18 protein-coding genes are annotated in these 22,819 nt (G+C 66.3%); 12 read left to right on the top strand and 6 right to left on the bottom strand.

What is annotated here, in order from left to right; all coding sequences use genetic code 11:
- Positions 1 to 178 precede the first annotated feature (178 nt).
- The 3 genes from M3I53_RS17050 (at position 179) to M3I53_RS17040 (ending at position 2,144) form a co-directional block, all read left to right on the top strand.
- Positions 179 to 685, top strand: coding sequence for a carboxypeptidase-like regulatory domain-containing protein (locus tag M3I53_RS17050; RefSeq protein ID WP_254317071.1), 507 nt, complete (start codon positions 179 to 181; stop codon positions 683 to 685).
- 322 nt (positions 686 to 1,007) lie between these two features.
- On the top strand, positions 1,008 to 1,373 hold the full coding sequence (locus M3I53_RS17045) for a DUF427 domain-containing protein (RefSeq protein ID WP_069262841.1): 366 nt from the start codon (positions 1,008 to 1,010) through the stop codon (positions 1,371 to 1,373).
- A 21-nt stretch (positions 1,374 to 1,394) separates the two neighbouring features.
- Positions 1,395 to 2,144 carry a CoxG family protein gene (locus M3I53_RS17040; RefSeq protein WP_254317070.1) on the top strand — a complete coding sequence of 250 codons (750 nt, stop codon included), beginning with the start codon at positions 1,395 to 1,397 and terminating at the stop codon, positions 2,142 to 2,144.
- 59 nt (positions 2,145 to 2,203) lie between these two features.
- On the opposite strand, the gene M3I53_RS17035 is transcribed toward M3I53_RS17040, so the two are convergent.
- Entirely contained in the window at positions 2,204 to 3,190 is a 987-nt protein-coding gene (locus M3I53_RS17035) for a helix-turn-helix domain-containing protein (RefSeq protein WP_254317069.1), read from the bottom strand.
- A 145-nt stretch (positions 3,191 to 3,335) separates the two neighbouring features.
- Between M3I53_RS17035 and M3I53_RS17030 the strand changes: the two genes are divergently transcribed.
- Positions 3,336 to 3,971, top strand: a complete 636-nt coding sequence (locus M3I53_RS17030; protein WP_254317068.1) for a cysteine hydrolase family protein — start codon at positions 3,336 to 3,338, stop codon at positions 3,969 to 3,971.
- 68 nt (positions 3,972 to 4,039) lie between these two features.
- On the opposite strand, the gene M3I53_RS17025 is transcribed toward M3I53_RS17030, so the two are convergent.
- Positions 4,040 to 4,693 carry a TetR family transcriptional regulator gene (locus tag M3I53_RS17025; RefSeq protein WP_254317067.1) on the bottom strand — a complete coding sequence of 218 codons (654 nt, stop codon included), beginning with the start codon at positions 4,691 to 4,693 and terminating at the stop codon, positions 4,040 to 4,042.
- A gap of 434 nt (positions 4,694 to 5,127) precedes the next feature.
- On the opposite strand from M3I53_RS17025, the gene M3I53_RS17020 reads away from it, so the two are divergent.
- From M3I53_RS17020 to M3I53_RS17010, 3 genes are read left to right on the top strand one after another with little or no spacing between them, the layout of a single operon-like run.
- Positions 5,128 to 6,390 (top strand): efflux RND transporter periplasmic adaptor subunit, encoded by a 1,263-nt coding sequence (locus tag M3I53_RS17020; protein ID WP_254317066.1) that lies wholly within the window; start codon positions 5,128 to 5,130, stop codon positions 6,388 to 6,390.
- Positions 6,391 to 6,405: 15 nt separating this feature from the next.
- Entirely contained in the window at positions 6,406 to 9,675 is a 3,270-nt protein-coding gene (locus M3I53_RS17015; protein ID WP_254317065.1) for an efflux RND transporter permease subunit, read from the top strand.
- A 1-nt stretch (position 9,676) separates the two neighbouring features.
- On the top strand, positions 9,677 to 11,221 hold the full coding sequence (locus M3I53_RS17010; RefSeq protein ID WP_254317064.1) for an efflux transporter outer membrane subunit: 1,545 nt from the start codon (positions 9,677 to 9,679) through the stop codon (positions 11,219 to 11,221).
- A 445-nt stretch (positions 11,222 to 11,666) separates the two neighbouring features.
- Here the strand turns inward: M3I53_RS17010 and M3I53_RS17005 are convergent, their stop codons facing one another.
- On the bottom strand, positions 11,667 to 13,121 hold the full coding sequence (locus tag M3I53_RS17005; protein ID WP_254317063.1) for a nucleobase:cation symporter-2 family protein: 1,455 nt from the start codon (positions 13,119 to 13,121) through the stop codon (positions 11,667 to 11,669).
- A 598-nt stretch (positions 13,122 to 13,719) separates the two neighbouring features.
- On the opposite strand from M3I53_RS17005, the gene M3I53_RS17000 reads away from it, so the two are divergent.
- Both M3I53_RS17000 and M3I53_RS16995 read left to right on the top strand, forming a co-directional pair.
- Positions 13,720 to 15,198 (top strand): xylulokinase, encoded by a 1,479-nt coding sequence (locus M3I53_RS17000; protein WP_254317062.1) that lies wholly within the window; start codon positions 13,720 to 13,722, stop codon positions 15,196 to 15,198.
- A 40-nt stretch (positions 15,199 to 15,238) separates the two neighbouring features.
- A complete protein-coding gene (locus tag M3I53_RS16995; RefSeq protein ID WP_254317061.1) occupies positions 15,239 to 16,345 on the top strand; it encodes an S-(hydroxymethyl)glutathione dehydrogenase/class III alcohol dehydrogenase in 1,107 nt (368 codons plus the stop codon).
- A 71-nt stretch (positions 16,346 to 16,416) separates the two neighbouring features.
- On the opposite strand, the gene M3I53_RS16990 is transcribed toward M3I53_RS16995, so the two are convergent.
- The 3 genes from M3I53_RS16990 to M3I53_RS16980 are packed head-to-tail and all read right to left on the bottom strand — an operon-like array spanning position 16,417 to position 19,168.
- Positions 16,417 to 17,199: a metal ABC transporter permease gene (locus tag M3I53_RS16990; protein WP_254317060.1), complete on the bottom strand. Its 783-nt coding sequence runs from the start codon at positions 17,197 to 17,199 to the stop codon at positions 16,417 to 16,419.
- Positions 17,192 to 18,157: a metal ABC transporter ATP-binding protein gene (locus M3I53_RS16985; protein WP_254317059.1), complete on the bottom strand. Its 966-nt coding sequence runs from the start codon at positions 18,155 to 18,157 to the stop codon at positions 17,192 to 17,194. The genes M3I53_RS16990 and M3I53_RS16985 overlap by 8 nt, the downstream gene beginning before the upstream one ends.
- Before the next feature lie 24 nt (positions 18,158 to 18,181).
- Complete coding sequence (locus M3I53_RS16980; RefSeq protein ID WP_254317058.1) at positions 18,182 to 19,168, bottom strand: metal ABC transporter solute-binding protein; 987 nt, start codon at positions 19,166 to 19,168, stop codon at positions 18,182 to 18,184.
- Positions 19,169 to 19,496: 328 nt separating this feature from the next.
- Here M3I53_RS16980 and M3I53_RS16975 point away from each other — a divergent pair, with 328 nt between their 5' ends.
- The 3 genes from M3I53_RS16975 to M3I53_RS16965 all read left to right on the top strand — a co-directional run bounded on the left by M3I53_RS16975 (position 19,497) and on the right by M3I53_RS16965 (position 22,801).
- The gene (locus tag M3I53_RS16975; protein WP_254317057.1) at positions 19,497 to 20,300 is read left to right on the top strand and encodes an L-iditol 2-dehydrogenase; all 804 of its coding nucleotides are present in this window, start codon (positions 19,497 to 19,499) and stop codon (positions 20,298 to 20,300) included.
- 79 nt (positions 20,301 to 20,379) lie between these two features.
- Positions 20,380 to 21,714, top strand: a complete 1,335-nt coding sequence (locus M3I53_RS16970) for a sugar ABC transporter substrate-binding protein (RefSeq protein ID WP_254317056.1) — start codon at positions 20,380 to 20,382, stop codon at positions 21,712 to 21,714.
- Positions 21,715 to 21,856: 142 nt separating this feature from the next.
- On the top strand, positions 21,857 to 22,801 hold the full coding sequence (locus M3I53_RS16965; protein WP_375542542.1) for a carbohydrate ABC transporter permease: 945 nt from the start codon (positions 21,857 to 21,859) through the stop codon (positions 22,799 to 22,801).
- Positions 22,802 to 22,819: the final 18 nt, after the last annotated feature.

Below are 22,819 nucleotides of genomic sequence, written 5' to 3'. Positions count from 1 at the left end.
CGGCTCCGTGCGCCGGATTCGCGGCGAGAGCAGGTTTCATGACGTTGTACCCGCGCTGCCGCCGTGGCCTTTGGCCTCGGCGGCAGCGTTTTTTTTCGGAGCACAAAACCCTTCTGCGCGCGGCTCGGGCACGCGCCTTGCGGATGCATTACATCGGACCACCTGAAAGGAGCGATCGATGAAGAGCTTGCGCAACTCGCGCCCCGTCCATACGACCGCTTACGCGGCGATTCTCGCGGCCACGCTTGCTTTTGGCTACGCGGGCGGCGCGGCGGCACAGCAGGCCGATGCCTCGGGCACGGTCGGCGGCACGACCACCGACACCACGAGCGCCGGCAACACCAATGGCGGCGGCATGCCGCAGGTCCAGCAGCAGGGCGACGTGTCGTTCGTCTCCGGCGGCGTGGGCCTCGACGAATCCAAGGCGCTGCTCGGCGCGGAGCGGGAGTGGCCGCTTGCATTGCGCTTTACGCAGCGCAGCGGCGAGTACGTCGCTGATGTGCATGTGCAGATCACCGACTCGCACGGCGCGAGCGTGCTCGATACGACGTCCCGCGGGCCCTATATGCTCGTCAGGGTGCGTCCGGGCCGCTATAGCGTGCATGTGAGGCATGCGGGGGTCGACAAGACGAGCGCCGTGACGGTGGGCTCGAACGGCAGCGCGCGGGCGGCATTCATCTGGTAAGCCGCCTGGCCGGGCCCGGCCGCGTTGGGGCGCTCCCGCACGCGCGCCGCGCATAAGATTCGCACAGCCAGGACGAGTTTGGCCGATAATGAAGCCGAGGGGAGGCCGCGATCGCTCAGGCGGTTCGTGAGCGAGTTCGCGTGTGGCCGTCGGTCGCCGTCGATTGCGTTGATCGGCGCGGCAAAAAGCTACTGGCAAGCGGCCATCCCGTGGCATTGCACGGCACGCGCCTTCCTGGCGGCGGGCCACGCGAACCGGTGCGGCCAGCCGCCCGGCGAGGGCAGGGCGCCGCAGGCGCCGCCTACCAACAGGGGAGCCGAACATGGCGGTCGAACCGGATGCGGACCATCGCATCGAACTCGTCGCGAACCGTCACCGCGTGCGCGTGATTCATGGCGGCATCACCATCGCCGATACGCTGCACGCCGTCACCCTTTGCGAAACCGGCTATCCCGACGTCTTCTACTTTCCGCGCGCCGACGTGAACATGGCGCGGCTCGAACGCTCCGGACAGACCTCGCATTGCCCGTTCAAGGGCGAGGCGACGTATTTCCATTTGCGTACCGAAGACGGGCGCGTCGACGACGCCGCCTGGAGCTACGAAGCGCCGCTCGATGACGCAAGCGGCATCAAGGGGTATCTGGCTTTCTACGCGACTCGCGTGGACCGGATCGACCAGACCTCCTGAAAGGGCCCGGTGGGGAGCGCCATGGAACTGAACGATGCGTTGAGAATTCCGCTCGAACCGGCCGCCGTGTGGGCGGCGCTGCAGGACGTAGCGCTCGTGCGCGCGAGCATGGAGCATTGCGAGTCGTTCAGGCGGCTCGGCCCCGGCGAATACGCGATCACGCTCACGGTGCCGCTCGGGCCGCTGCGCGCGCGCTACGAGGTGCGTGCCCATATTGCCAGTGACACGGCGCAGGTGCCGCTCACGCCACGACGCGTGCTGAGCTTTCGCGCCCGCGCGGACGGCATCGGCTCGCTGCGCGGCCAGATCGATGTGGCGCTGCGCCCCGAAGAGCGCGCCACGGCGCGGGAGCCGGGTGTCGGCGCGGATGTGAGCACGCGAATCGACTACTCGGTGTGGGCCACGCTCACGGGACCGCTTTCCGAGTTGCCGCCGCGCCAGATCGAGAACGCCCTGCACGAGCTTGCCGACGACTTCTTCACGGAGTTTTGCGCCGTGGTTGCGGTCAAGCACGGCCAGGCGCCTAACCGCGTAGCGGGCGAGCAGCCGCGCCGGCAGCATGTGTTCCTGCGGCCGATCAACCTCGCCGGTCTGGCCCGGCGCGCGCATATCCTGCCGCAGCACCATGCGGGCGGCACGCTTTCGGGCCGCGCGGCAAGCACGCTGAATCACGAACCGCCGCCGCACGCCATGCCGTATTGGGCGTGGGCCGCGATGATCTTTTTCGTCGCGTTGCTGCTGTATGCGGCCCGCTGGTTTACCGCGACCTGAATTCGGCAACGGGCGGCGCGCGGAAGGTGCGCCGGTCGCCGAACCGCTCAAAGAACCGTTCACGCCCCCCGAAACTCCCGCCGCCACGCCGACGGCGAAATCCTGAACGCCTCCACGAAATGCTGACGCAGCGACGCGGCCGAGCCGAAGCCCGCGCGCTGGGCGATCGCGTCGATCGGCTGTTCGGTGCTTTCGAGCAACTGCTGTGCGCGGGCGAGGCGCTCGCCGAGAAGCCACGCGCTCACCGTCGTTCCCGTCGTCGAACGGAACTGGCGCGTGAAGGTGCGCCGGCTCATCAGGGCGCGCTGCGCGAGCGAGTCGAGCGTGTGGGGCGCGTCGAGGTGGGCGCGAATCCACTCGAGCAGACCCGGCAGCCGCTCGCCGCGCCCGGCCGCCGCGAGCGGCTGCTGCACGTACTGGGCCTGGTTGCCCTGGCGATGCGGCGGCACGACGAGCCGCCGCGCCACGTAGTTCGCGGCGCCCGAGCCGCACAGGCGCCGCATGAGATGCAGGCAGCAGTCGAGTCCCGCCGCGGTGCCCGCCGAGGTCAGAAGGTCGCCGTTGTCGATGTAGAGCACACCCGGATCGAAGCGCACGGCCGGGAAGCGCTGCGCGAAGTCGTCGGCGGCGGCCCAGTGCGTGGTGCCCGGGCGGCCGTCGAGCAGGCCCGCGTGCGCGAGCACGTAGGCGCCGAGACATAGCCCGACGAGGATCGCGCCGCTTGCGTGCGCGTCGCGCAACGCGTCGCAAAGCGCGGTGGGCGGCGCCTCGTGGGTATCGCGCCAGCTCGGCACGACGATCACGTGCGCGCCGCGCAGCCCTTCGAGGCCCTGCGGCGCGCCGATCGTGAAGCCTGCCGTGGTGGTGAGCGTGCCGGGCTCCGCCGCGCAGACGGTGAGTTCGAACGGCGGCACGCCGCCTTCGCTGCGGTCTTCGCCGAAAACGACGCAAGGCACCGAGAGATGGAACGGGCTGATGCGGTCGAAGGCGATCACGGCGACGCGCAACGGGGCCGGTGACGGAGCCTGATGGGTAGCAGTGGCCATGACGAGTCCCGAAGAGGAATGGCCCGATTCTAGCGAAAGTTGTCATCCGGGCCACTGTCGCGTGGGCGCGCGCGGCGCCACAATCCCGCCATCGACTTCGCGTCTTCGGACCGGTCGGTTCCTTTCAACCCCAGGAGGCATGGCCATGTCCGCGAATCCGCGCCGGGCGCTCGTCGTCATCGACGTGCAGAACGAATATGTCAGCGGCGATCTGCCGATCGAATATCCACCCATCGAGACGTCACTCGCCAATATCGGCCGCGCGATCGACGCCGCGCGCGCGGCCGGCGTGCCCGTCGTGGTGGTGCAGAACTTCGCCCCGGCGGACTCGCCGCTGTTCGCGCGCGGCAGCGTGGGCGCCGAACTGCATCCGGTCGTGGCCTCGCGCGAGCGCGATCACTACGTCGAAAAAGCGCTGCCGAGCGCCTTCGCGGGCACCGATCTCAAAGCGTGGCTGGCCGGGCGCGGCATCGACACGCTCACGGTGGTGGGCTATATGACGCACAACTGCGACGCCTCGACGGTGTTCGAGGCGACACACGCGGGTCTTGCGGTGGAGTTTCTGGCCGATGCGACCGGTGCGGTGCCGTATGCGAACGAGGCGGGAACCGCTAGCGCCGAGGAGATTCACCGCGTGTTCAGCGCGGTGATGCACACGCGCTTTGCCGCGGTCGTGAGCACGGATGCATGGCTTGCCGCCGTCGAAAAATGCGTGCCGCTCGCGCGCGACAACATCTACGCGTCGAATCAACGGGCCCGCGCGAACCGCGTGCCGGCCTGAGCAGTCAAGAAAAAGGCGGCCTCGTCAGCGGGCCGCCTCGATCGATCCGGGATGCGCACGCGCGTCAGTCAGGTGTCCCGCTCGCTCGCGCCCATGCGCAGCGACGGGCTGAAGCGCAGCGCGTCGAGCATCGCGTCGACGTGCAGCTCGGCATTGCTCGCCACGTCGAACACGTCCGGCAGGATCGCCATGTCGCGCAGCGCGCCGCCGATGAACGAATGAAGCACGCGCGAAGCGCGCTTGGGGTCGAGGTCGGCGGGCAGCTGGCCTTTCGACATCGCATTGCGCAAACCCTGCTCGATACTGGCCAGCCCCTCGTGCATATCGGTCTGATGGCGCGCCATCACGGGGCCCATCTCCTCGACGAACTCGCACTTCAGGAACAGGATCTCGAACACGCGGCGGCGGCGCACGTCGGTTGCCGTATTGCGCAGACACAGAATGCAAAGGTCGCGCATGCGCCCGAGCGGGTCGGGCTCGCCGGGATCCGTCGACGCCACCTTCAGCTCGTCGAGCGGCAGCACCACGCGATCGAACATGGCCGTGAACAGGTCGCCCTTGTTCTCGAAATGCCAGTAAATCGCGCCGCGCGTCACGCCCGCGGTCTGGGCGATGTCGGCCAGCGAAGTGCGCGACACGCCCTTTTCGTAAAAGACGTGTTCGGCGGCGTCGAGGATCCGGTTGCGCGTCTCCAGCGCTTCCTCTTTCGTTCGGCGGACCATTTTGTAATGTCTGTGCGTTGGAGCGGGGTTAGTCAAGAAAGGTATTCGGGGTTCGAACCGTAATGTATTGATATGTAATATGGAGGTAACGCGCGGATCGCTCCTGAAGCACTACTCCACCGTTACGTAACGTCCTTTTACATTCGTTCGCGAATGTATCTATAATAGCACCCCACCACTTGGGTGCCTCAAGTGGTGATGTCCGGTTAATATCCGTCCTTGGCCAAGTGGTCGTAGAAACCCCAATGCGCGACGCCTCTCGCGGCGGCGCGCGGCAGTATCGCCCGGACGGATATGCAGAACCGGAACGCGCCTTTCTAGAAGAAGTACCGGGCTTATCCGTCAGGTATTTGCCAGATGCTGGCGTGCGTGGTCGTCCTCCTCGTGCAGGACGCCGCACGCTTTTATTGTCAGTTATAGACAGAGGTCGCTCCATGCGCGTCGAACGGGTTCCATTCCGCCTAATCAGTGTCGCGACGGCTGCCATCGTGCTCGCAGCCTGCGGGCAAAAGCAGTCGGCGCCGCCGCCGCAAACCCCCGAAGTGGGTATCGTCACCGTCCAGCCGTCCGCCGTGCCGGTCGTCTCCGAGCTTCCCGGCCGCACCAGCGCCTATCTCGTCGCGCAAGTGCGCGCACGGGTGGACGGCATCGTGCTGCGCCGCGAATTCACCGAAGGCGCGCTCGTCAAGGCCGGCCAGCGGCTCTACAAGATCGACCCCGCGCCGTATATCGCCGCGCTGAACAACGCCAAGGCCACGCTCGCCAAGGCGCAGGCCAACCTCGTCACGCAGAACGCACTGGTTGCGCGCTACAAGGTGCTCGTGCAGGCCAACGCGGTGAGCAAGCAGGACTACGACAACGCGGTTTCCGCCCAGGGCCAGGCCGCAGCCGACGTCGCCGCCGGCAAGGCCGCAGTCGACACCGCGCAGATCAATCTCGGTTATACCGACGTCGTTTCGCCGGTCTCGGGCCAGGTCGGCATCTCGCAGGTCACGCCGGGCGCCTATGTGCAGGCGAGCGCGGCCACGCTGATGTCGACGGTGCAGCAGCTCGATCCGATGTACGTGGACGTGACGCAGTCGAGCCTCGAGGGGCTGAAGCTGCGCCGCGAGATCCAGGAAGGTCGCCTGAAGACCAACGGCCCGAACGCCGCGAAGGTTTCGCTCGTCCTCGAAGACGGCCGCACCTATTCCGAGAAGGGCAAGCTCCAGTTCTCCGACGTCACCGTCGACCAGACCACGGGCTCGGTCACGGTTCGCGCGATTTTCCCGAACGCCGACCGCGTGCTGCTGCCGGGCATGTTCGTGCGCGCGCGCATCGAAGAAGGCATCAACAACAACGCGTTCCTCGTCCCGCAGGTCGGCGTGCAGCATGACCAGAAGGGGCAGGCCTCGGTGTACGTCGTCAACCAGGACAACAAGGTCGTGCCGACGCCGATCACCACGGCGGGCACGCAGGGTCAGGACTGGGTCGTCCAGAGCGGTCTGAACGCCGGCGACCGCGTGATCGTTCAGGGCACCGACAAGGTCAAGCCGGGTGCGCAGGTCAAGCCGGTTCCCGCGCAGCTGCCGCCGCCGCCGCCGCAGGGCGCGCCTTCGGCTGACATGGCAACGGCTTCCGGCTATGCGAACGCCGCCAGCGCCGCATCGGGGCCGAAGGCTGCCTCGGCTGCACCTGCCGCCTCCGCAGCGCAATAACGGGGAGCCTGCTTCATGGCAAAGTTCTTTATTGATCGCCCAATCTTTGCATGGGTGATCGCCATCATCCTGATGCTGGCGGGTGTGGCGTCGGTGTTCACGCTGCCGGTCGCGCAGTATCCGACCATCGCGCCGCCTTCCATCCAGATCAGCGCGAACTATCCGGGCGCGTCGGCCAAAACGGTGGAAAACACCGTTACGCAGGTGATCGAGCAGCAGATGAGCGGTCTCGACCACCTGTTGTACATCTCGTCGACTTCCGATGACTCGGGCACGGCCACGATTACGCTGACGTTCGCGGCGGGAACCAACCCGGACATCGCGCAGGTGCAGGTGCAGAACAAGCTGCAGCTCGCCACGCCGATCCTGCCGCAGGTGGTGCAGCAGCTCGGTATCAGCGTCACGAAATCGAGCAGCAGCTTCCTGCTGGTGCTCGCGTTCGTGTCCGAAGACGGCAGCATGACCAAGTACGACCTCGCGAACTACGTGGCGTCGAACGTGAAAGACCCGATCAGCCGTATCGACGGCGTGGGTACGGTCACGCTGTTCGGCTCGCAGTACGCGATGCGCGTCTGGCTCGATCCAAACAAGCTCACGAACTTCCAGCTAACGCCAACCGACGTCACGGCGGCGATCACCGCGCAGAACGTGCAGATCGCGGGCGGTCAGCTGGGCGGCACGCCGGCGGTGGCGGGGCAGGCGTTCCAGGCGACCATCACCGAATCGACGCTGCTGCAAACGCCTGAGCAGTTCGGCAACATCCTGCTGAAGGTGAACCAGGACGGCTCGCAGGTGCGCTTGAAGGACGTGGCGCGTATCGGTCTGGGCGGCGAAAACTACAACTTCGACACGAAGTACAACGGTGCGCCGACGGCCGGTCTGGGCATTCAGCTCGCGACGGGCGCCAACGCGCTGCAGACCGCGAAGCTCGTGCGCCAGAAGATCGACGACCTCTCGAAGTACTTCCCGCACGGTCTCGTCGTGAAGTACCCGTATGACACGACGCCGTTCGTGCGCCTGTCGATCGAGGAAGTGATCAAGACGTTGCTGGAAGGCATCGTGCTGGTGTTCCTCGTGATGTACCTGTTCCTGCAGAATCTGCGCGCGACGTTGATTCCGACGATCGCGGTGCCGGTGGTGCTGTTGGGCACGTTCGCGGTGATGGCGGCGGTGGGCTTCTCCATCAACACGCTGTCGATGTTCGGCCTCGTGCTCGCCATTGGCCTGCTGGTGGACGACGCGATCGTGGTCGTGGAGAACGTCGAGCGGGTGATGGTGGAAGAGGGGTTAGGGCCGAAGGAGGCCACCCGCAAGGCGATGGGCCAGATTACCGGCGCACTCGTTGGCGTGGCGCTCGTGCTTTCCGCGGTGTTCGTGCCGGTGGCGTTCTCGGGCGGCTCGGTCGGCGCCATCTACCGGCAGTTCTCGCTCACGATCGTGGCGGCGATGGTGCTGTCCGTGCTCGTCGCGCTGATTCTCACGCCGGCGCTGTGCGCGACCATCCTCAAGCCGATTCCGAAGGGCCATCACGAAGAGAAGAAGGGCTTCTTCGGGTGGTTCAACCGTACGTTCGAGACGAGCCGCGACAAGTACCACTCCGGCGTGCACCACGTGATCAAGCGCTCGGGCCGCTGGCTCATCATCTATCTGGCGGTGATCGTCGCGGTTGGCCTGCTGTTCGTGCGCCTGCCGAAGTCGTTCCTGCCCGATGAAGACCAGGGCACGATGTTCGTGATCGTGCAGACGCCCGTGGGCTCGACCCAGGAAACGACGGCACGCACGCTCGCCAACATCCAGAACTGGCTGCTCAAGGACGAAGGCAGCATCGTCGAGTCGGTGTTCACGGTGAACGGCTTCAGCTTCGCGGGCCGTGGCCAGAACTCGGGTCTCGTGTTCGTACGGATGAAGGACTACAAGCAGCGTCAGAACGCGGACCAGAAGGTCCAGGCGCTGGTGCGGCGTATGTTCATGCACTACGCGGGCTACAAGGACGCGATGGTGTTCCCGGTCAATCCGCCTTCGATTCCTGAACTCGGCACCGCGTCGGGCTTCGACTTCGAATTGCAGGACCGCGGAGGTCTCGGTCACGAGAAGCTGATGGAAGCGCGCAACATGCTGCTCGGCATGGCTGCGAAGGATCCGACGCTCGCACTCGTGCGCCCGAACGGCCTGAACGACACGCCGCAGTTCACCGTGGACATCGACCGGGAAAAGGCCGAGGCGCTCGGTGTGACGGCGGCCGCGGTCGACCAGACCTTCTCGATCGCGTGGGCGTCGGCGTACGTGAACAACTTCCTCGACACGGACGGCCGTATCAAGAAGGTGTACGTGATGGCCGATGCACCGTTCCGCATGACGCCGGAGGACATGAACCTCTGGTATGTGCGCAACAGCGCGGGCGGGATGGCGCCGTTCGGCTCGGTCGCGAAAGGCCGCTGGACCTTCGGTTCGCCGAAGCTCGAACGCTACAACGGCATTTCCGCTTTGGAAATCCAGGGTCAGGCGGGGCAGGGCAAGTCGACCGGCCAGGCCATGACGGCCATGGAGCAGATCGCGGCGAAGCTGCCCGCGGGTATCGGCTACGAATGGACGGGGCTCTCTTATCAGGAGCGCCAGTCGGGCTCGCAGGCGCCGATCCTGTACGGCATCTCGATCCTCGTCGTGTTCCTGTGTCTCGCGGCGCTGTATGAAAGCTGGTCGATTCCGTTCGCGGTCATCATGGTGGTGCCGCTCGGCGTGCTCGGCGCGCTGCTGGCGGTGACCTTGCGCGGCCTCGAGAACGACGTGTTCTTCCAGGTGGGTCTGTTGACCACCGTGGGTCTGTCGGCTAAGAACGCGATTCTGATCGTGGAGTTCGCGCGCGACCTGCAGGCCGAAGGAAAGATGGGACCGATCGAGGCGGCGCTCGAAGCTTCTCGACTGCGTCTGCGGCCGATTCTGATGACGTCGATGGCGTTCATTCTCGGCGTGCTGCCGCTCGCGATCAGCAACGGCGCCGGTTCGGCTTCGCAACACGCGATCGGCACGGGGGTGATCGGCGGGATGATCACGGCAACGTTCCTCGCGATCTTCATGATCCCGATGTTCTTCGTGGTGATTCGCGCGAAGTTCGCCGGCGAGAAGGAAGACCCGGACGTCGCGCTCCAGCACTACGAAGAGCACCACGCGCACGACCACGACCAGGACAATGGCGCGAATGGTGGTGGCACGGGTGGCAACGACCGTGGTGGCGAAGGTGGCAACGACGGCAGCAACGGCGACGGCCCGGGCAAGGAAGGACATTGAGATGCATAAATTATCCGTAATTGCAGCGGCCGCCGCGCTTCTCGCGGGTTGCACGATGGAGCCGTGGTACCACCGGCCCGAAGCGCCGGTGTCGCAGAGCTTCCCGCAGGGCGGCGTGTACGCCACGCAGCCCGTTGCTGCGGGCGCGAATGGCCAGAACGGTCAGAACGGCCAGGCCGCCCCGAGCGCCAATGGCGCCGCGGCGACCGACATCGGCTGGCGCGAGTTCTTCGTCGATCCGCGCCTGCAGCAGCTCGTCGACATCGCGCTGAAGAACAACCGCGATCTGCGCGTGTCGGTGCTCAACGTCGAGGCGGCGCGCGCGCAGTATCAGATCACGCGCGCCGAGCTGTTCCCGGCGATCAACGCCACCGGCACCGACACACGCACGCGTGTGCCAAAGGCGTTCCAGACCGCGCCGAGCAACCCCTACAGCGTCTACAACGTGGGCGTGCAGGCGTCGTGGGAGCTGGACTTTTGGGGGCGCATCCGCAGCCTGAAGGACCAGGCGTTGGCGCAGTACCTCTCGACGGCGTATGCGCGCAAGGCGGCCGAGATCACGCTGGTTTCGGAAGTCGCGGATCAGTACCTGACCATGCTCTCCGACGACGACCTGCTCAAGGTCACGCAGGAAACGCTCAAGACGGCGCAGGACTCGTACAACATCGCGAAGGCGCAGTTCGATACGGGCACCGGCACCGAACTCGATTTGCGTCAGGCGCAAACCGTGGTCGAGAACGCGCAGGCCAACATGCAGGCGCAACTGCGGGCACGCGCCCAGGCCGAAAACGCGCTCGTGCTGCTGATCGGCGAGCCGCTGCCGGCGGATATGCCGCAGGGTCTGCCGCTCGACGGCCAGGCGCTGCTCAACGACATTCCGGCAGGCTTGCCTTCGGATCTGCTCACGCGTCGTCCGGACATCATGCAGGCTGAGCAGACGCTGCTTGCGGCAAACGCCAACATCGGCGCGGCGCGTGCGGCGTTCTTCCCGAAGATCTCGCTCACGGCGGCGTTCGGCACCGAAAGCCTGTCGCTCGGCGGGCTCTTCAAGGCCGGCACGGCGGCGTGGAGTTTCGTGCCGCAGATCACGCTGCCGATCTTCGAAGGCGGCTCGAACATCGCGAACCTGCAACTCGCGAACGTCGAGAAGCGCATCGAGATCGCCAACTACGAAAAGTCGATCCAGTCGGCGTTCCGCGAAGTGGCCGACGGCCTGGCTGCGCGCGGCACCTACGACGAGCAGATCGCCGCGCTCGAGCGCAGCACCTTTGCGAACCAGCGCTCGCTCACGCTTTCGGAGCTGCGCTACAAGAACGGCGTGGACAGCTATCTGCCGGTGCTCGCCGCGCAGACCAGCCTCTACTCGGCGCAGCAGTCGCTCGTCACGGCGCGCCTCGCGCGCCTGACCAACCTCGTCGATCTGTATCGCGCGCTGGGCGGCGGCTGGATCGCGCAGTCGGGCGAGACGCCGCGCGAGCCCGATGCGCCGGCCGATTACGGTGCGGCCAGCGCGCCGGCGGCGGCTTCGGCGGCGACGGCGGGATAACGCGCTACGGTTTCGGAATCGGAAGCCAGAACGCCACGGGAGACCGTGGCGTTTTTTTATTTGCTGCTTCCGTTATTCAAGGCTATCCGCATCCTGCGTCGGTTGGCGAGTGTTGCGGTCGGTCATCAAGTTTTCCTCTTATCCAGTTCAAAGTCGTCCCGGCGGAGTGTCGGACGGAATATCGACTATGAAGCATGTTGGGCGAACTTATTGAGATATGTGCTGAAACTATGCGATCTTGATCAACATTGCCGAAATTTTGCGTTTCATGCCCGCCAGGGGTTGTGCTGGGTAAGCGGGTCAAAAAAAGCGCCATGGTTTCCCATGGCGCCGAACCAGCAAAAGACCCCGCCCGCCTGTGTATGGATGGGCACCTGCGAGCGGGGCACCTCTCGCGTCAACTCAATACGTTCAAACCCGGTTCGATGCGTCCAGTGAGATCGACTCAGTGCGCGGCCGAGCGCGGCATTTCGTGGCCCGCATCCGGCGCTTGATCCGCATTCGGACGGCCTTCGAGATCGTGACCGGCGCGGCGGATGGCGCGCTCGGCGGCTTTTTCGCTCTTCGCGCCGTTGAAGATCAGATTCAGCACCACCGCCGAAACCGAAGCGAGCAGGATGCCGCTGTGAAGCAGCGGCGAAAGCGCGGGCGGCAGCTTTGCGAAGAAGTGCGGCGACACCACCGGCACGAGGCCGAACCCCACGCTCACGGCCACGATGAAGAGGTTGTGCTGGTTCTTCACGAAGTCCACGCGCGAGAGCACCTTGATGCCGTTCGCCGCCACCATGCCGAACATCACGATGCCCGCGCCGCCCAGTACGAAGGCGGGCACCGAGGCGACCATCTGCGCCATCTTCGGGAAGAGGCCGAGCAGCACGAGGATCACGCCGCCCATCGCGCATACATAGCGGCTCTTCACGCCCGTCACGCCGATCAAGCCCACGTTCTGCGAGAACGACGTGTGCGGGAACGAGTTGAAGATGCCGCCGATCATCGTGCCGAGACCGTCCACGCGCAGGCCGCGCACGAGCATGGCCTGATCGACGGGGCGCGCGACCATATCGCCCACGGCGAGGAACATGCCCGTCGATTCGATGAAGGTCACGAACATCACGATCACCATCGTCGCGATCGGCAGGATATGGAACTTCGGCATGCCGAAGTGGAACGGCATGACGATGCCGACCCACGGGGCGCTAGCCATGCCTTCGAGGTTCACGCGACCGAGCGCGAGCGCGATGGCGAAGCCCGCGACAATGCCGAGCAGCACCGAGATATTGGCGATGAAGCCGCGCCCGAACTTGTTGATGAGCAGGATCAGCATCAGCACGAGCAACGAGAGGCCGAGGTAGACGGGGTTGCCGTAGTCGGGGTTGCCCACGCCGCCCGCGGCCCAGTTGATGCCCACTTCCATGAGCGAGAGGCCGATCACTGCGATCACGGTGCCCACCACGACAGGCGGGAAGAAGCGCAGCAGCTTGCCGATCATCGGCGCGATCACGATGCCGATTGCGCCCGCCGCGATGGTCGAGCCGAAGATGTCGAGCAGGCCGAGCGACGGATTGGTGCCGATGGCGATCATCGGGCCCACCGAGGCGAACGTGCAGCCCATGATCACGGGCAGACGGATGCCGAAGATCCACAGGCCCAGCGTCTGGATCAGCGTGGCGATGCCGCAGGCGAACAGGTCGGCGCTGATGAGAAAGGCGACCTGGTCCTTCGGCAGCCCGATCGCGCCCCCGACGATGAGCGGCACGGCCACCGCACCTGCGTACATCACGAGCACGTGCTGGATGCCGAGTGTCAGCAACTGGCTAAACGGCAGGCGCTCGTCGCAGGGGTGGACCTGCTTCTGGCCAGACCGCTGGGCGGCCTGGTCCTCAATGCCCTTGGCTTGCATGTCGTCTGTCTCCGTCTCTTGGTTTAAGGATATGGCCTCCAAGGTATGCGGTAAGAAAATATGCAACAAGACCACTGGAGACTATTCCGTGCTTTCCGGCGACGATATGCGCCCGTATCGATTGCCCGGCGAGATAAGGGTGGGATCGGCGCGCGTGGGCCGTGCGCGGCGGCTTCATCGCGGCAGCGCCGGACGCCGGTTCGGACCGCGCGAGCGGCGGCGCAAGGCGGGAAGCGCCCTGTTTGCGGCGGTTGAGCGCCTGGGCGCGATCGGCGCGGCGGCGCGGGCGTGCCGGCGCCGAGCCACGTCGAAGCGTATGCGGCTGCGTCGAGCCCACACCGGCGGTGCCCAGCGGGTCATGTCACATATGGCAGGGCCGTTATGATCTCTATTTCGAATGCGGAATGTGAGCCAATCTGCATCGCACATACGAGCGCCGGGTTAACCCGCGCACGGGCGTTTTTTGCGTCGAAATCGGCTGTGTTGCGCGCGAGTTCGCGGCACGGGTTGAAGCCCCCGCTTAACGCGCATTCGGCGCCGCGCCTCTCGCCGGTATGATCGTTTTTCCCGTCCTCACCCACCTCGCACATCGTTCCCCATGAGCCCATCGCAGACGCGCTTTCTCGGTATCGACCTCGGCACCGGTTCACTCAAGCTCGGCATCATCGATGGCGACGGCGTCGAGCGCGCCGCCGCGAGCGTGGCCTACGCGCTCGAAACGCCGCAGCCCGGCTGGGCGGAGATCGCCGCGGACCGCTGGTGGGACGCGCTCGTCGCGGCCTGCGCGCGGCTGCCCGAGAGCGAGCGCGCCGCTGTGCGCGGCATCGGCTTTTCCGGACAGATGCATGGCGTCGTGCTCACCGACGCAGCGGGCCGCGCGTTGCGCCCCGCGATGCTCTGGCCCGACACGCGCGCGCACGCGCTGCTCGATGCGTGGCCCGACGACCCCGAACATCCGCAGCCCAACCCCGTGGCGCCCGGCATGGCGGGTCCGCTGCTGCGCTGGATCCTGCAGCATGAGCCGCAACTCGCCCAAGCCGCGCGCTGGGCGCTGCAGCCGAAAGACTGGCTGCGCGTGGCGCTGGGTGGCGCAGTCAAAGCCGATCCATCGGACGCGTGCGCGACGGCGCTCGCCGCACCCGACGGCACGTGGGACTTCGCGCTGATCGAGCGGCTGGGACTGCCGCCGCGGTGGTTCGCGCCGCTGGCCGCGTCGCATGAAGCGAGCGGCGCGCTGAGCGCGCAAGCCGCCCAGGCGCTCGGGTTGCCCGCCGGCATCGTGCTCGCGACGGGCGCGGGCGACACGCCTTGTGCCGCGTTCGGCAGCGGCCTGGCCGGCGAAGGCGATGCGCTCCTCACGACCGGCACGGGCGGCCAGATCGTCGTGACCGCGCGCAGCGAGCCGCCCGCGCGGCGCGGGCTGCATCGCTATCGCTCGGCGACGGGCGGCTGGTACACCATGGCCGCCATGCAGAACGTGGGCGTGGCGCTGGAAGCGGCGCGCGGCTGGCTGGCGTACGACTGGGCTTCGGCCTACGCGGACGCGTTCGCCGTGCCGCCGTCGGCGACGCTCGCGTTCCTGCCTTACCTGAGCGGCGAGCGCTCGCCGTGGCTCGACCCGGCGGCGCGCGGCGGCTGGCTCGGCGCAACGCTCGGCGACTCGCGCGGCACGCTCATGCGCGCGGCGTTCGAGGGCGTCGCCTTCGCGTTGCGCGCCGGCCTCGATGCCGTGCGCAGCACCCGTGAAGCCGCCGATGGAGGCACGCGCGATGCGCGCAGTGTGCCGACACTCAAGCTCGCGGGCGGCGGCTCCGTGGATGCGCGCTGGCGGCAGTTGCTCGCCGACGCGCTCGACGCGGACCTCTACGCGATCGACTGCCCGAACGCAGCGGCGCGCGGCGCCGCGATGCTGGGCGGCATCGCCTGCGGGCACTGGCGCATGAGCGACCTCGCGGCGCTTGCGCCGGCCGCGACGCAGGTGGCATCGCCGCGCGAGGACGCCGCGCTCGCACAGCGCTATGCGCGCTTCATCGATCTGTATGGCCGCGTTCGAACCTGGTTTGCATCGGCATCGTGATGAGGCGTATCGACATCACCGAGACACAGGAGCAGCGAAGATGAAGACGAAAGCCGCCGTCGCATGGAAAGCCGGGACCCCGCTGACGATCGAGGAAGTGGATCTGGACGGTCCGCGCGCCGGCGAGGTGCTGATCGAGGTGAAGGCGACGGGCATTTGCCATACCGATTACTACACGCTCTCGGGCGCGGACCCCGAAGGGATCTTTCCGGCGATCCTCGGCCATGAAGGCGCGGGCGTCGTGGTCGATGTCGGCCCGGGCGTGGGCACAGTGAAGAAAGGCGATCACGTCATTCCGCTTTACACACCCGAATGCCGCCAGTGCAAATTCTGTCTCTCGCGCAAAACGAACCTGTGTCAGGCCATTCGCGCGACGCAAGGCAAGGGCCTCATGCCAGACGCCACCTCGCGCTTCTCGCTGAGCGGCAAGCCGCTCTATCACTACATGGGCACGTCGACGTTCTCGAACTACATCGTCGTGCCGGAAATTGCCGTGGCGAAAATCCGTGAGGACGCGCCGTTCGACAAGGTCTGCTATATCGGCTGCGGCGTGACGACGGGCGTGGGCGCCGTGGTGTACTCGGCGAAAATGGAGGCGGGCGCGAACGTGGCGGTGTTCGGCCTGGGCGGCATCGGCCTGAACGTGATCCAGGGCGCGAAGATGGTGGGCGCCGACAAGATCATCGGCGTGGATATCAACCCGAAGCGTGTCGAACTCGCGAAGCAGTTCGGCATGACGCATTTCGTCAATCCGAACGACGTCGAGAACATCGTCGATTACATCGTACAACTGACCGATGGCGGCGCCGACTATTCGTTCGAATGCATCGGCAACACGAAGGTGATGCGCGAGGCACTCGAATGCACGCACAAGGGCTGGGGCCAGTCGTTCATCATCGGCGTGGCGGCGGCGGGCGAGGAGATCGGCACACGCCCGTTTCAGCTCGTCACGGGCCGCCAATGGAAAGGCTCGGCGTTCGGCGGCGCGCGCGGACGCACCGACGTGCCAAAGATCGTCGACTGGTACATGGAAGGCAAGATCAACATCGACGATCTGATCACGCATACGCTCGCGCTCGACCAGATCAACGAGGGCTTCGACCTCATGAAAAAGGGCGAGTCCATCCGCTCGGTCGTGCTTTACTGAGCGAGCCGTAACAGCAAAAGAGGCGTTGCCACCGCGAGGAGCAACGCCTTTTTCGTGGCGCGTACAGCGTTCTAGCGACGCCCGATCAGACTCGCGCCGTAGACGAGCGCGGCGAGCGCGGTGATCCAGAAGCTGGTGGGCCAGTCGGTGTAGAACGCGAGCGTCACGCCGAGCCACGCCTGCATGAGCGCGAGCAGCGCGGCGAGCACGAGGCCGGTGGACAGGCGCGTGGTGAGATTCTGCGCGGCGGCGGCCGGCCCGACCATCAGCGTAAAGACGAGCAGCACGCCGACGATCTGCGTGCACGCGGCCACCGCGAGCGCGGCGATGGCGAGGAACAGCATCGAGACCGCGCGCAGCGACACGCCCTTCGCTTCGGCGAGTTCGGGCTGCAGCGAGGCGAACAGCAGCGGCCGCATGATGGCGGCCAGCGCCGCGAGGCTCGCCACGGCGAGGGCGGCCAGCACGCCGAGCGTCTCGCGATTCACGCCCAGCACGTTGCCGAACAGCAGCGCCGTGACCTGCGTGGCATACGACGTGAAGAAGTGCAGAAACAAGAGGCCGAAGCCGAGCGCGAGCGAAAGAATCACGCCGATCGCGACATCGCGGCCCGCGAGCTTTTCGCCGAGCGCGCCCATCGAAACGCCGGCCGCGAGCGTGAAGCCCACCATGCCCCACATCGGCGAGACGCCGAGCAGCACGGCGCCCGTCGCGCCCGTGAAACCGACGTGCGAGAGCGCGTGGCCCGCGAAGGTCTGACCGCGCATCACGAGGAAATAGCCCACCACGCCGGCCAGCACCGCGACGATGCCCGACGCCGCGAAGGCGTTCACCATGAAATCGTATTCAAGCATCGTGCGTGTGGCCGTGCGTGTTGTCGTTGTTGTTGCCGTGGGCGTGTCCATGCGCGTGGCCATGGCCGCCGTGGTCGTGGCCATGGTCGTGCTCATGCTCGTGGTCGTGCTTTTCGACTTCCACGTCGCCAGACATCACGAAGATGCGGCCCTTCATGCGCATCACTTCGATCGGCGAGCCGTAGAGGCGTGAGAGCACGGGCGCGGTGATGACTTCATCGACGCTGCCGAGCGCGGCCACGCCGTTGCCGAGATAGAGCACGCGGTCGAGCGCGTTCAGGAGCGGATTCAGCTCGTGCGCGGAGAACAGCACCGCGATGCCGAGCTCGCGCTGCACGCGGCGCACGAGTTCGACCACGCCGCGCTGGTGGTTCGGGTCGAGGCTGATGAGCGGCTCGTCGAGCAGCAGCAGCTTCGGGTCGCCGAGCAGGCATTGCGCGAGCAGCAGGCGCTGGCGCTCGCCGCCCGAGAGCTCCGAAAGCGGGCGGTCCGCCAGTGCCGTCGCACCCACGAGATCGAGTACGCGCGCAACCTCGGCGCGCGTGGCGGCGTCGGCGCGCGGCAGGCCCCAGCGGTGGCCGTCGGCGGCCATCGCCACGAAGTCGCGGCCGCGCACGCGCCGGCTCGCGAGCGCCGTGCGCGTTTGCGGCATATAGCCGATTTTCGCGTTGCCGCGCGCGACCGGCTCACCCAGCACGCGGATCGCGCCGTGAGAGGCCGGCACGAGGCCGAGAATCGCCCGCATGAGCGTGGTCTTGCCCGCGCCATTCGGCCCGAGCACGCCGATGAATTCGCCCTGGTTTATCGCGAAGTTCGCGTCGCGCAGGATCGTGCGTTCGCCGAGCGTCAGCGTCACGCCCGCCAGCGTGAGCACGGGCGTGCGCGCGCGGTGCGCGCCGTTGTGCTGTGCGTTGTGCGATGAAGCGATATCGGTGGGCGAAGAGCCGGCCCCGGTCATGACGTCTGTCCTTGCTGAATACGGTTAGTGTTGCCCTGCTGTTCCCGCTGCCAGCGCCTTGTCGAGCGAGTCGAGCTGCGCGAGCATCCATTGCTGGAAGTTCACGCCGGCCGGCTGCGTCTCGGTCACGCTCACGGACGGCACCTTCGACTGCTTCGCCAGCGCCAGCATGCGCCGCGTAAGCGCCTCGGTCGCCTGGCTGTTGTAGATCAGCACGCGCACGCGGCGCTCACGCAGGTCGCGCTCGAACGCGGCGATGTCCGAGGCGCTCGCCTCGGTGTCGTTCATCGTCGCGAGCTGAAAGCGCAGGTTGCGCATGTCGAGGCCGATCGCATCCGACATATAGCCGAACACCGGCTCCGTGGCCGTGACGGGCTGCCCGTGGTAGTGCGCGCGCAGTGCCGCGACCTTGGCGTCGACCGGCTGCAGCGAGGCGAGGAACGTTGCCAGGTTGGCATCGTACACGCTCTTGTGCGCGGGGTCCGCTGCGCCGAGCGCGGCGCTCACGGCGCGCGCCACGGCAGGCATGGTCTTCGGGTCGTACCAGAGGTGCGGATTGTCGCCCGCTTTCTTGCCGACGAGGTCCGCCGCGACGATCGTCGTGCGGTTCGCGCCGCTTTTGCCCGCGCTGCCGGTGGCGCCGAGCAGCTTGGTCATCCACGGGTCGTAGTCGGCGCCGTTGTACACCACGACGCGCGCATTCTGGAGCGCGCGGGCGGTCTTCGGGCTGGCCTCGAAGAGGTGCGGGTCCTGGTCGGGGTTGCTCAGGATGCTCGTCACGTCCACGTAATTGCCGCCGATCTGCTTGACGACGTCGCCGTAGAAGTTTTCCGCCGCAACAACGGGAATCGCGGCGCTGCCAGCCTGCGCCGCCACGGCTGCGCTCGCGCCGCCGAACGCGCCGACCAGCGCGAGAGCGAGCCCGCCCGCGAGGCGCGCAAGCGTGATGCTAGCGCGCGCGCCTGTGGTGGCAACCCGGGGCGCGCAGTTGGCGCGGCTGAACGTGATCATGGTTCTATCCTTGTCTATAGGGAGCCTGAAAGCGGACGCGGGCGCGTCGGCGTCGCGAAGGCGAGATGATATAACGTATCACTTCGATTGGCGAGTCAGCACATCATCCGGTCAGGGGGCCGGACCGGCAGGCTGCAGCCAGTCGAGGCTTGCGCGTCGCACCATCGAAATCTCGGCCAATCGCGTTCGTTCGCCTTGACAGTCTCCGACTCGTATCCGATCATTCGATCAACGACAGAGCAAATGCTCACATGTCGGGCGATCGCTCAGCTGCTCCTCTGGAGTGTCTGCCGGGCGCGCCCCGCACGAACGAAATTGGAGACAACCTGTGGCACACACCGCGACCCCAGCGGGCGGACGTTTGCAGGACAAGGTAGCCGTGCTGACTGGCGCGGCGAGCGGCATTGGCGAGGCGGTCGCGCAGCGTTATCTGGACGAAGGCGCGCGCTGCGTGCTCGTCGACGTGAAGCCCGCCGGGTCCGTCGCGCCAACGCTGGCCGCCGCGTTCCCCGAGCGCGTGCTCGCGATCTCCGCCGACGTCACGCGCCGTGAGGACATCGATCGCATCGTGGAGAGCGCGGTCGAACGCTTCGGCCGCATCGACATCCTCTTCAACAACGCGGCGCTCTTCGACATGCGCCCGCTCCTCGACGAATCCTGGGACGTGTACGACCGCCTCTTCGCGGTGAACGTGAAGGGCATGTTCTTCCTCATGCAGGCCGTGGCGCGCCGCATGGTCGCGCAGGGCCAGGGCGGCAAGATCATCAACATGTCGTCGCAGGCGGGCCGCCGCGGCGAAGCGCTCGTCTCCCACTACTGCGCAACCAAGGCCGCCGTGCTGAGCTACACGCAGTCGGCGGCGCTGGCGCTCGCGCCCCATCGCATCAATGTGAACGGCATCGCGCCGGGCGTGGTCGACACGCCCATGTGGGAGCAGGTCGACGCGCTCTTCGCCCGCTACGAGCATCGTCCGCCCGGCGAGAAGAAGCGCCTCGTCGGCGAGGCGGTGCCGCTCGGGCGCATGGGCTTGCCCGAGGATCTCACGGGCGCCGCGCTCTTTCTCGCGTCCGCCGACGCCGATTACATCACCGCGCAGACCCTCAACGTCGACGGCGGAAACTGGATGAGCTGAACCGCAACCCTCGCCCAACGCATCACGACAGCAGCCCGGCTGCAGCAAGACATAACGCAACGAACAAGGAGACAACGTCATGAAGCCAGCAATGAAGACCGCCGCGAAGTGCATAAGTCGAGCGGTGAGTGTGGGTGCACTCGTCGCCGCCGCGAGCGCCGCGCACGCGCAGACCGTCACGATCGCGATGTTGAACAACCCGGACATGATCGAGCTGAAGAAGCTCTCGCCGGCCTTCGAAAAGGCCAATCCGGGCATCAAGCTGAACTGGGTGATTCTCGAAGAAAACGTGCTGCGCCAGCGCGCGACCACCGACATCACGACCAACAGCGGCCAGTTCGACGTGATGATGATCGGCACCTACGAGGCGCCGCAATGGGGCAAGCGCGGCTGGATCGTGCCGATGACGAACCTGCCCGCGAGCTACGACCTCGACGACGTGGTGAAGACCGCGCGCGACGGCCTCTCGTACAACGGCACGCTTTACGCGCTGCCGTTCTACGTCGAAAGCTCGATGACGTACTACCGCAAGGACCTGTTCGACAAGAAGGGCCTCAAGATGCCCGAGCAGCCGACCTATGACCAGATCAGGGACTTCGCCGACAAGCTCACCGACAAGTCCGCCGGCACCTACGGCATCTGCCTGCGCGGCAAGGCCGGCTGGGGCGAGAACATGGCGTACGTGACGACGGTCGCGAACACCTTCGGCGGCCGCTGGTTCGACGAGAAGTGGCAGGCGCAGCTCACCTCGCCCGAGTGGAAGAAGGCGGTGAACTTCTACGTCGACATGCTGAAGAAGGACGGCCCCCCGGGAGCCAGCTCGAACGGCTTCAACGAAAACCTCACGCTGATGTCCTCGGGCAAGTGCGCGATGTGGATCGACGCGACGGTGGCGGCCGGCATTCTCTACAACAAGCAGCAGTCGCAGGTGGCCGACAAGATCGGCTTCGCGGCCGCGCCGACCGAAGTCACGCCCAATGGCGCGCACTGGCTGTGGTCGTGGGCGCTGGCCGTGCCGAAGTCGTCGAAGTCGCAGGACGCCGCGAAGAAGTTCATCGAATGGGCCACGTCGAAGGAATACGTCCAGATGGTCGCGCAGGACGAGGGCTGGGCTTCGGTGCCGTCGGGTACGCGGATTTCGACCTATCAGAATCCCGAGTACAAGAAGGCCGCGCCGTTCTCCGAGTTCGTGCTGAAGGCGATCCAGACGGCCGATCCGAATCATCCGACCGCGAAGCCGGTGCCGTACACGGGTATCCAGTTCGTCGGGATTCCTGAGTTCCAGTCGTTCGGTACGGTCGTGGGCCAGAGCGTAGCGGGCGCCGTGGCAGGACAGATGAGCGTCGATCAGGCGCTGACCGCCGGTAACGCCGCTGCCAACCGTGCCGTGGCGCAAGCCGGGTATCAGAAGTAACTGCGAGCAGTCAGGCTGCGCCGTTCAGGCAGCCAGCGTAGTAGCGCGAGCGCGCGCCGGGCCGCCCGGCGCGGCGCGCACCCTCGCGACAGCCGATGCCGCGCCGTGTCCCGCAGGCGCGCAACCGAGAAGGGTGGTCCTCATGCGTCATCTCCATCTCCCCATGCCTATATTCAATCGAGCGCGCACGCCACAGAAACCGCAGCAGGTCGAATCGCGCCGCTCGGCCTCACGCTGGCTCGTGACGCCGTCCGTGGCGGTGCTGCTGCTGTGGATGACGATCCCGCTCGCGATGACGATCTGGTATTCGTTCACGCGATACAACCTGCTTAACCCCGATCTCAAGGGATTCGCGGGCTTCGACAACTACAAGTTCCTCGCCACCGATCCCTCGTTCGTGCCGTCGATCGTGCACACCATCGAGCTCATCGTGGCGGTGCTCGTGATCACCGTGGTCGGCGGCGTGCTGATGGCGGTGCTGTTCGACCGCAAGTTCATCGGTCAGGGCGTCGCGCGCCTGTTCGCGATCGCGCCGTTCTTCGTGATGCCGACGGTGAGCGCGCTGATCTGGAAGAACATGATCCTGCATCCGGTGTACGGCCTCGTGGCCATCGCGATGCGCTCGATAGGCATGACGCCGATCGACTGGTTCGCCGTCTATCCGCTCACCGCGGTCATCATGATCGTGGCGTGGCAGTGGCTGCCGTTCGCATTCCTGATTCTCTTCACGGCGATCCAGTCGCTCGACCAGGAGCAGAAGGAAGCCGCGAAGATCGACGGCGCGGGCCCGATCGCCTTGTTCTTCTACATCACGCTGCCGCACCTGCGGCGCGCGATTGCCGTTGTCGTGATGATGGAAACCATCTTCCTGCTGTCGATCTTCGCCGAGATCTACACGACCACGGGCGGCGGTCCCGGCAACGCGACCACCAACCTCACTTACCTGATCTACTCGATGGGCCTGCAGCAGTTCGACGTGGGCATCGCTTCGGCTGGCGGCATTCTCGCCGTCGTGCTGGCGAACATCGTGTCGTTCTTCCTCGTGCGCATGCTCGCGCGCAACCTCAAAGGGGAGTACGAAAAATGAGCCAGATTACCGCTACGC

It is taken from the genome of Paraburkholderia sp. CNPSo 3272 (assembly GCF_024206495.1).
Lineage (GTDB): Bacteria > Pseudomonadota > Gammaproteobacteria > Burkholderiales > Burkholderiaceae > Paraburkholderia.
The sequence above is the reverse complement of the archived record's forward strand: the minus strand, read 5'-3'. Positions and strand labels throughout refer to the sequence as shown.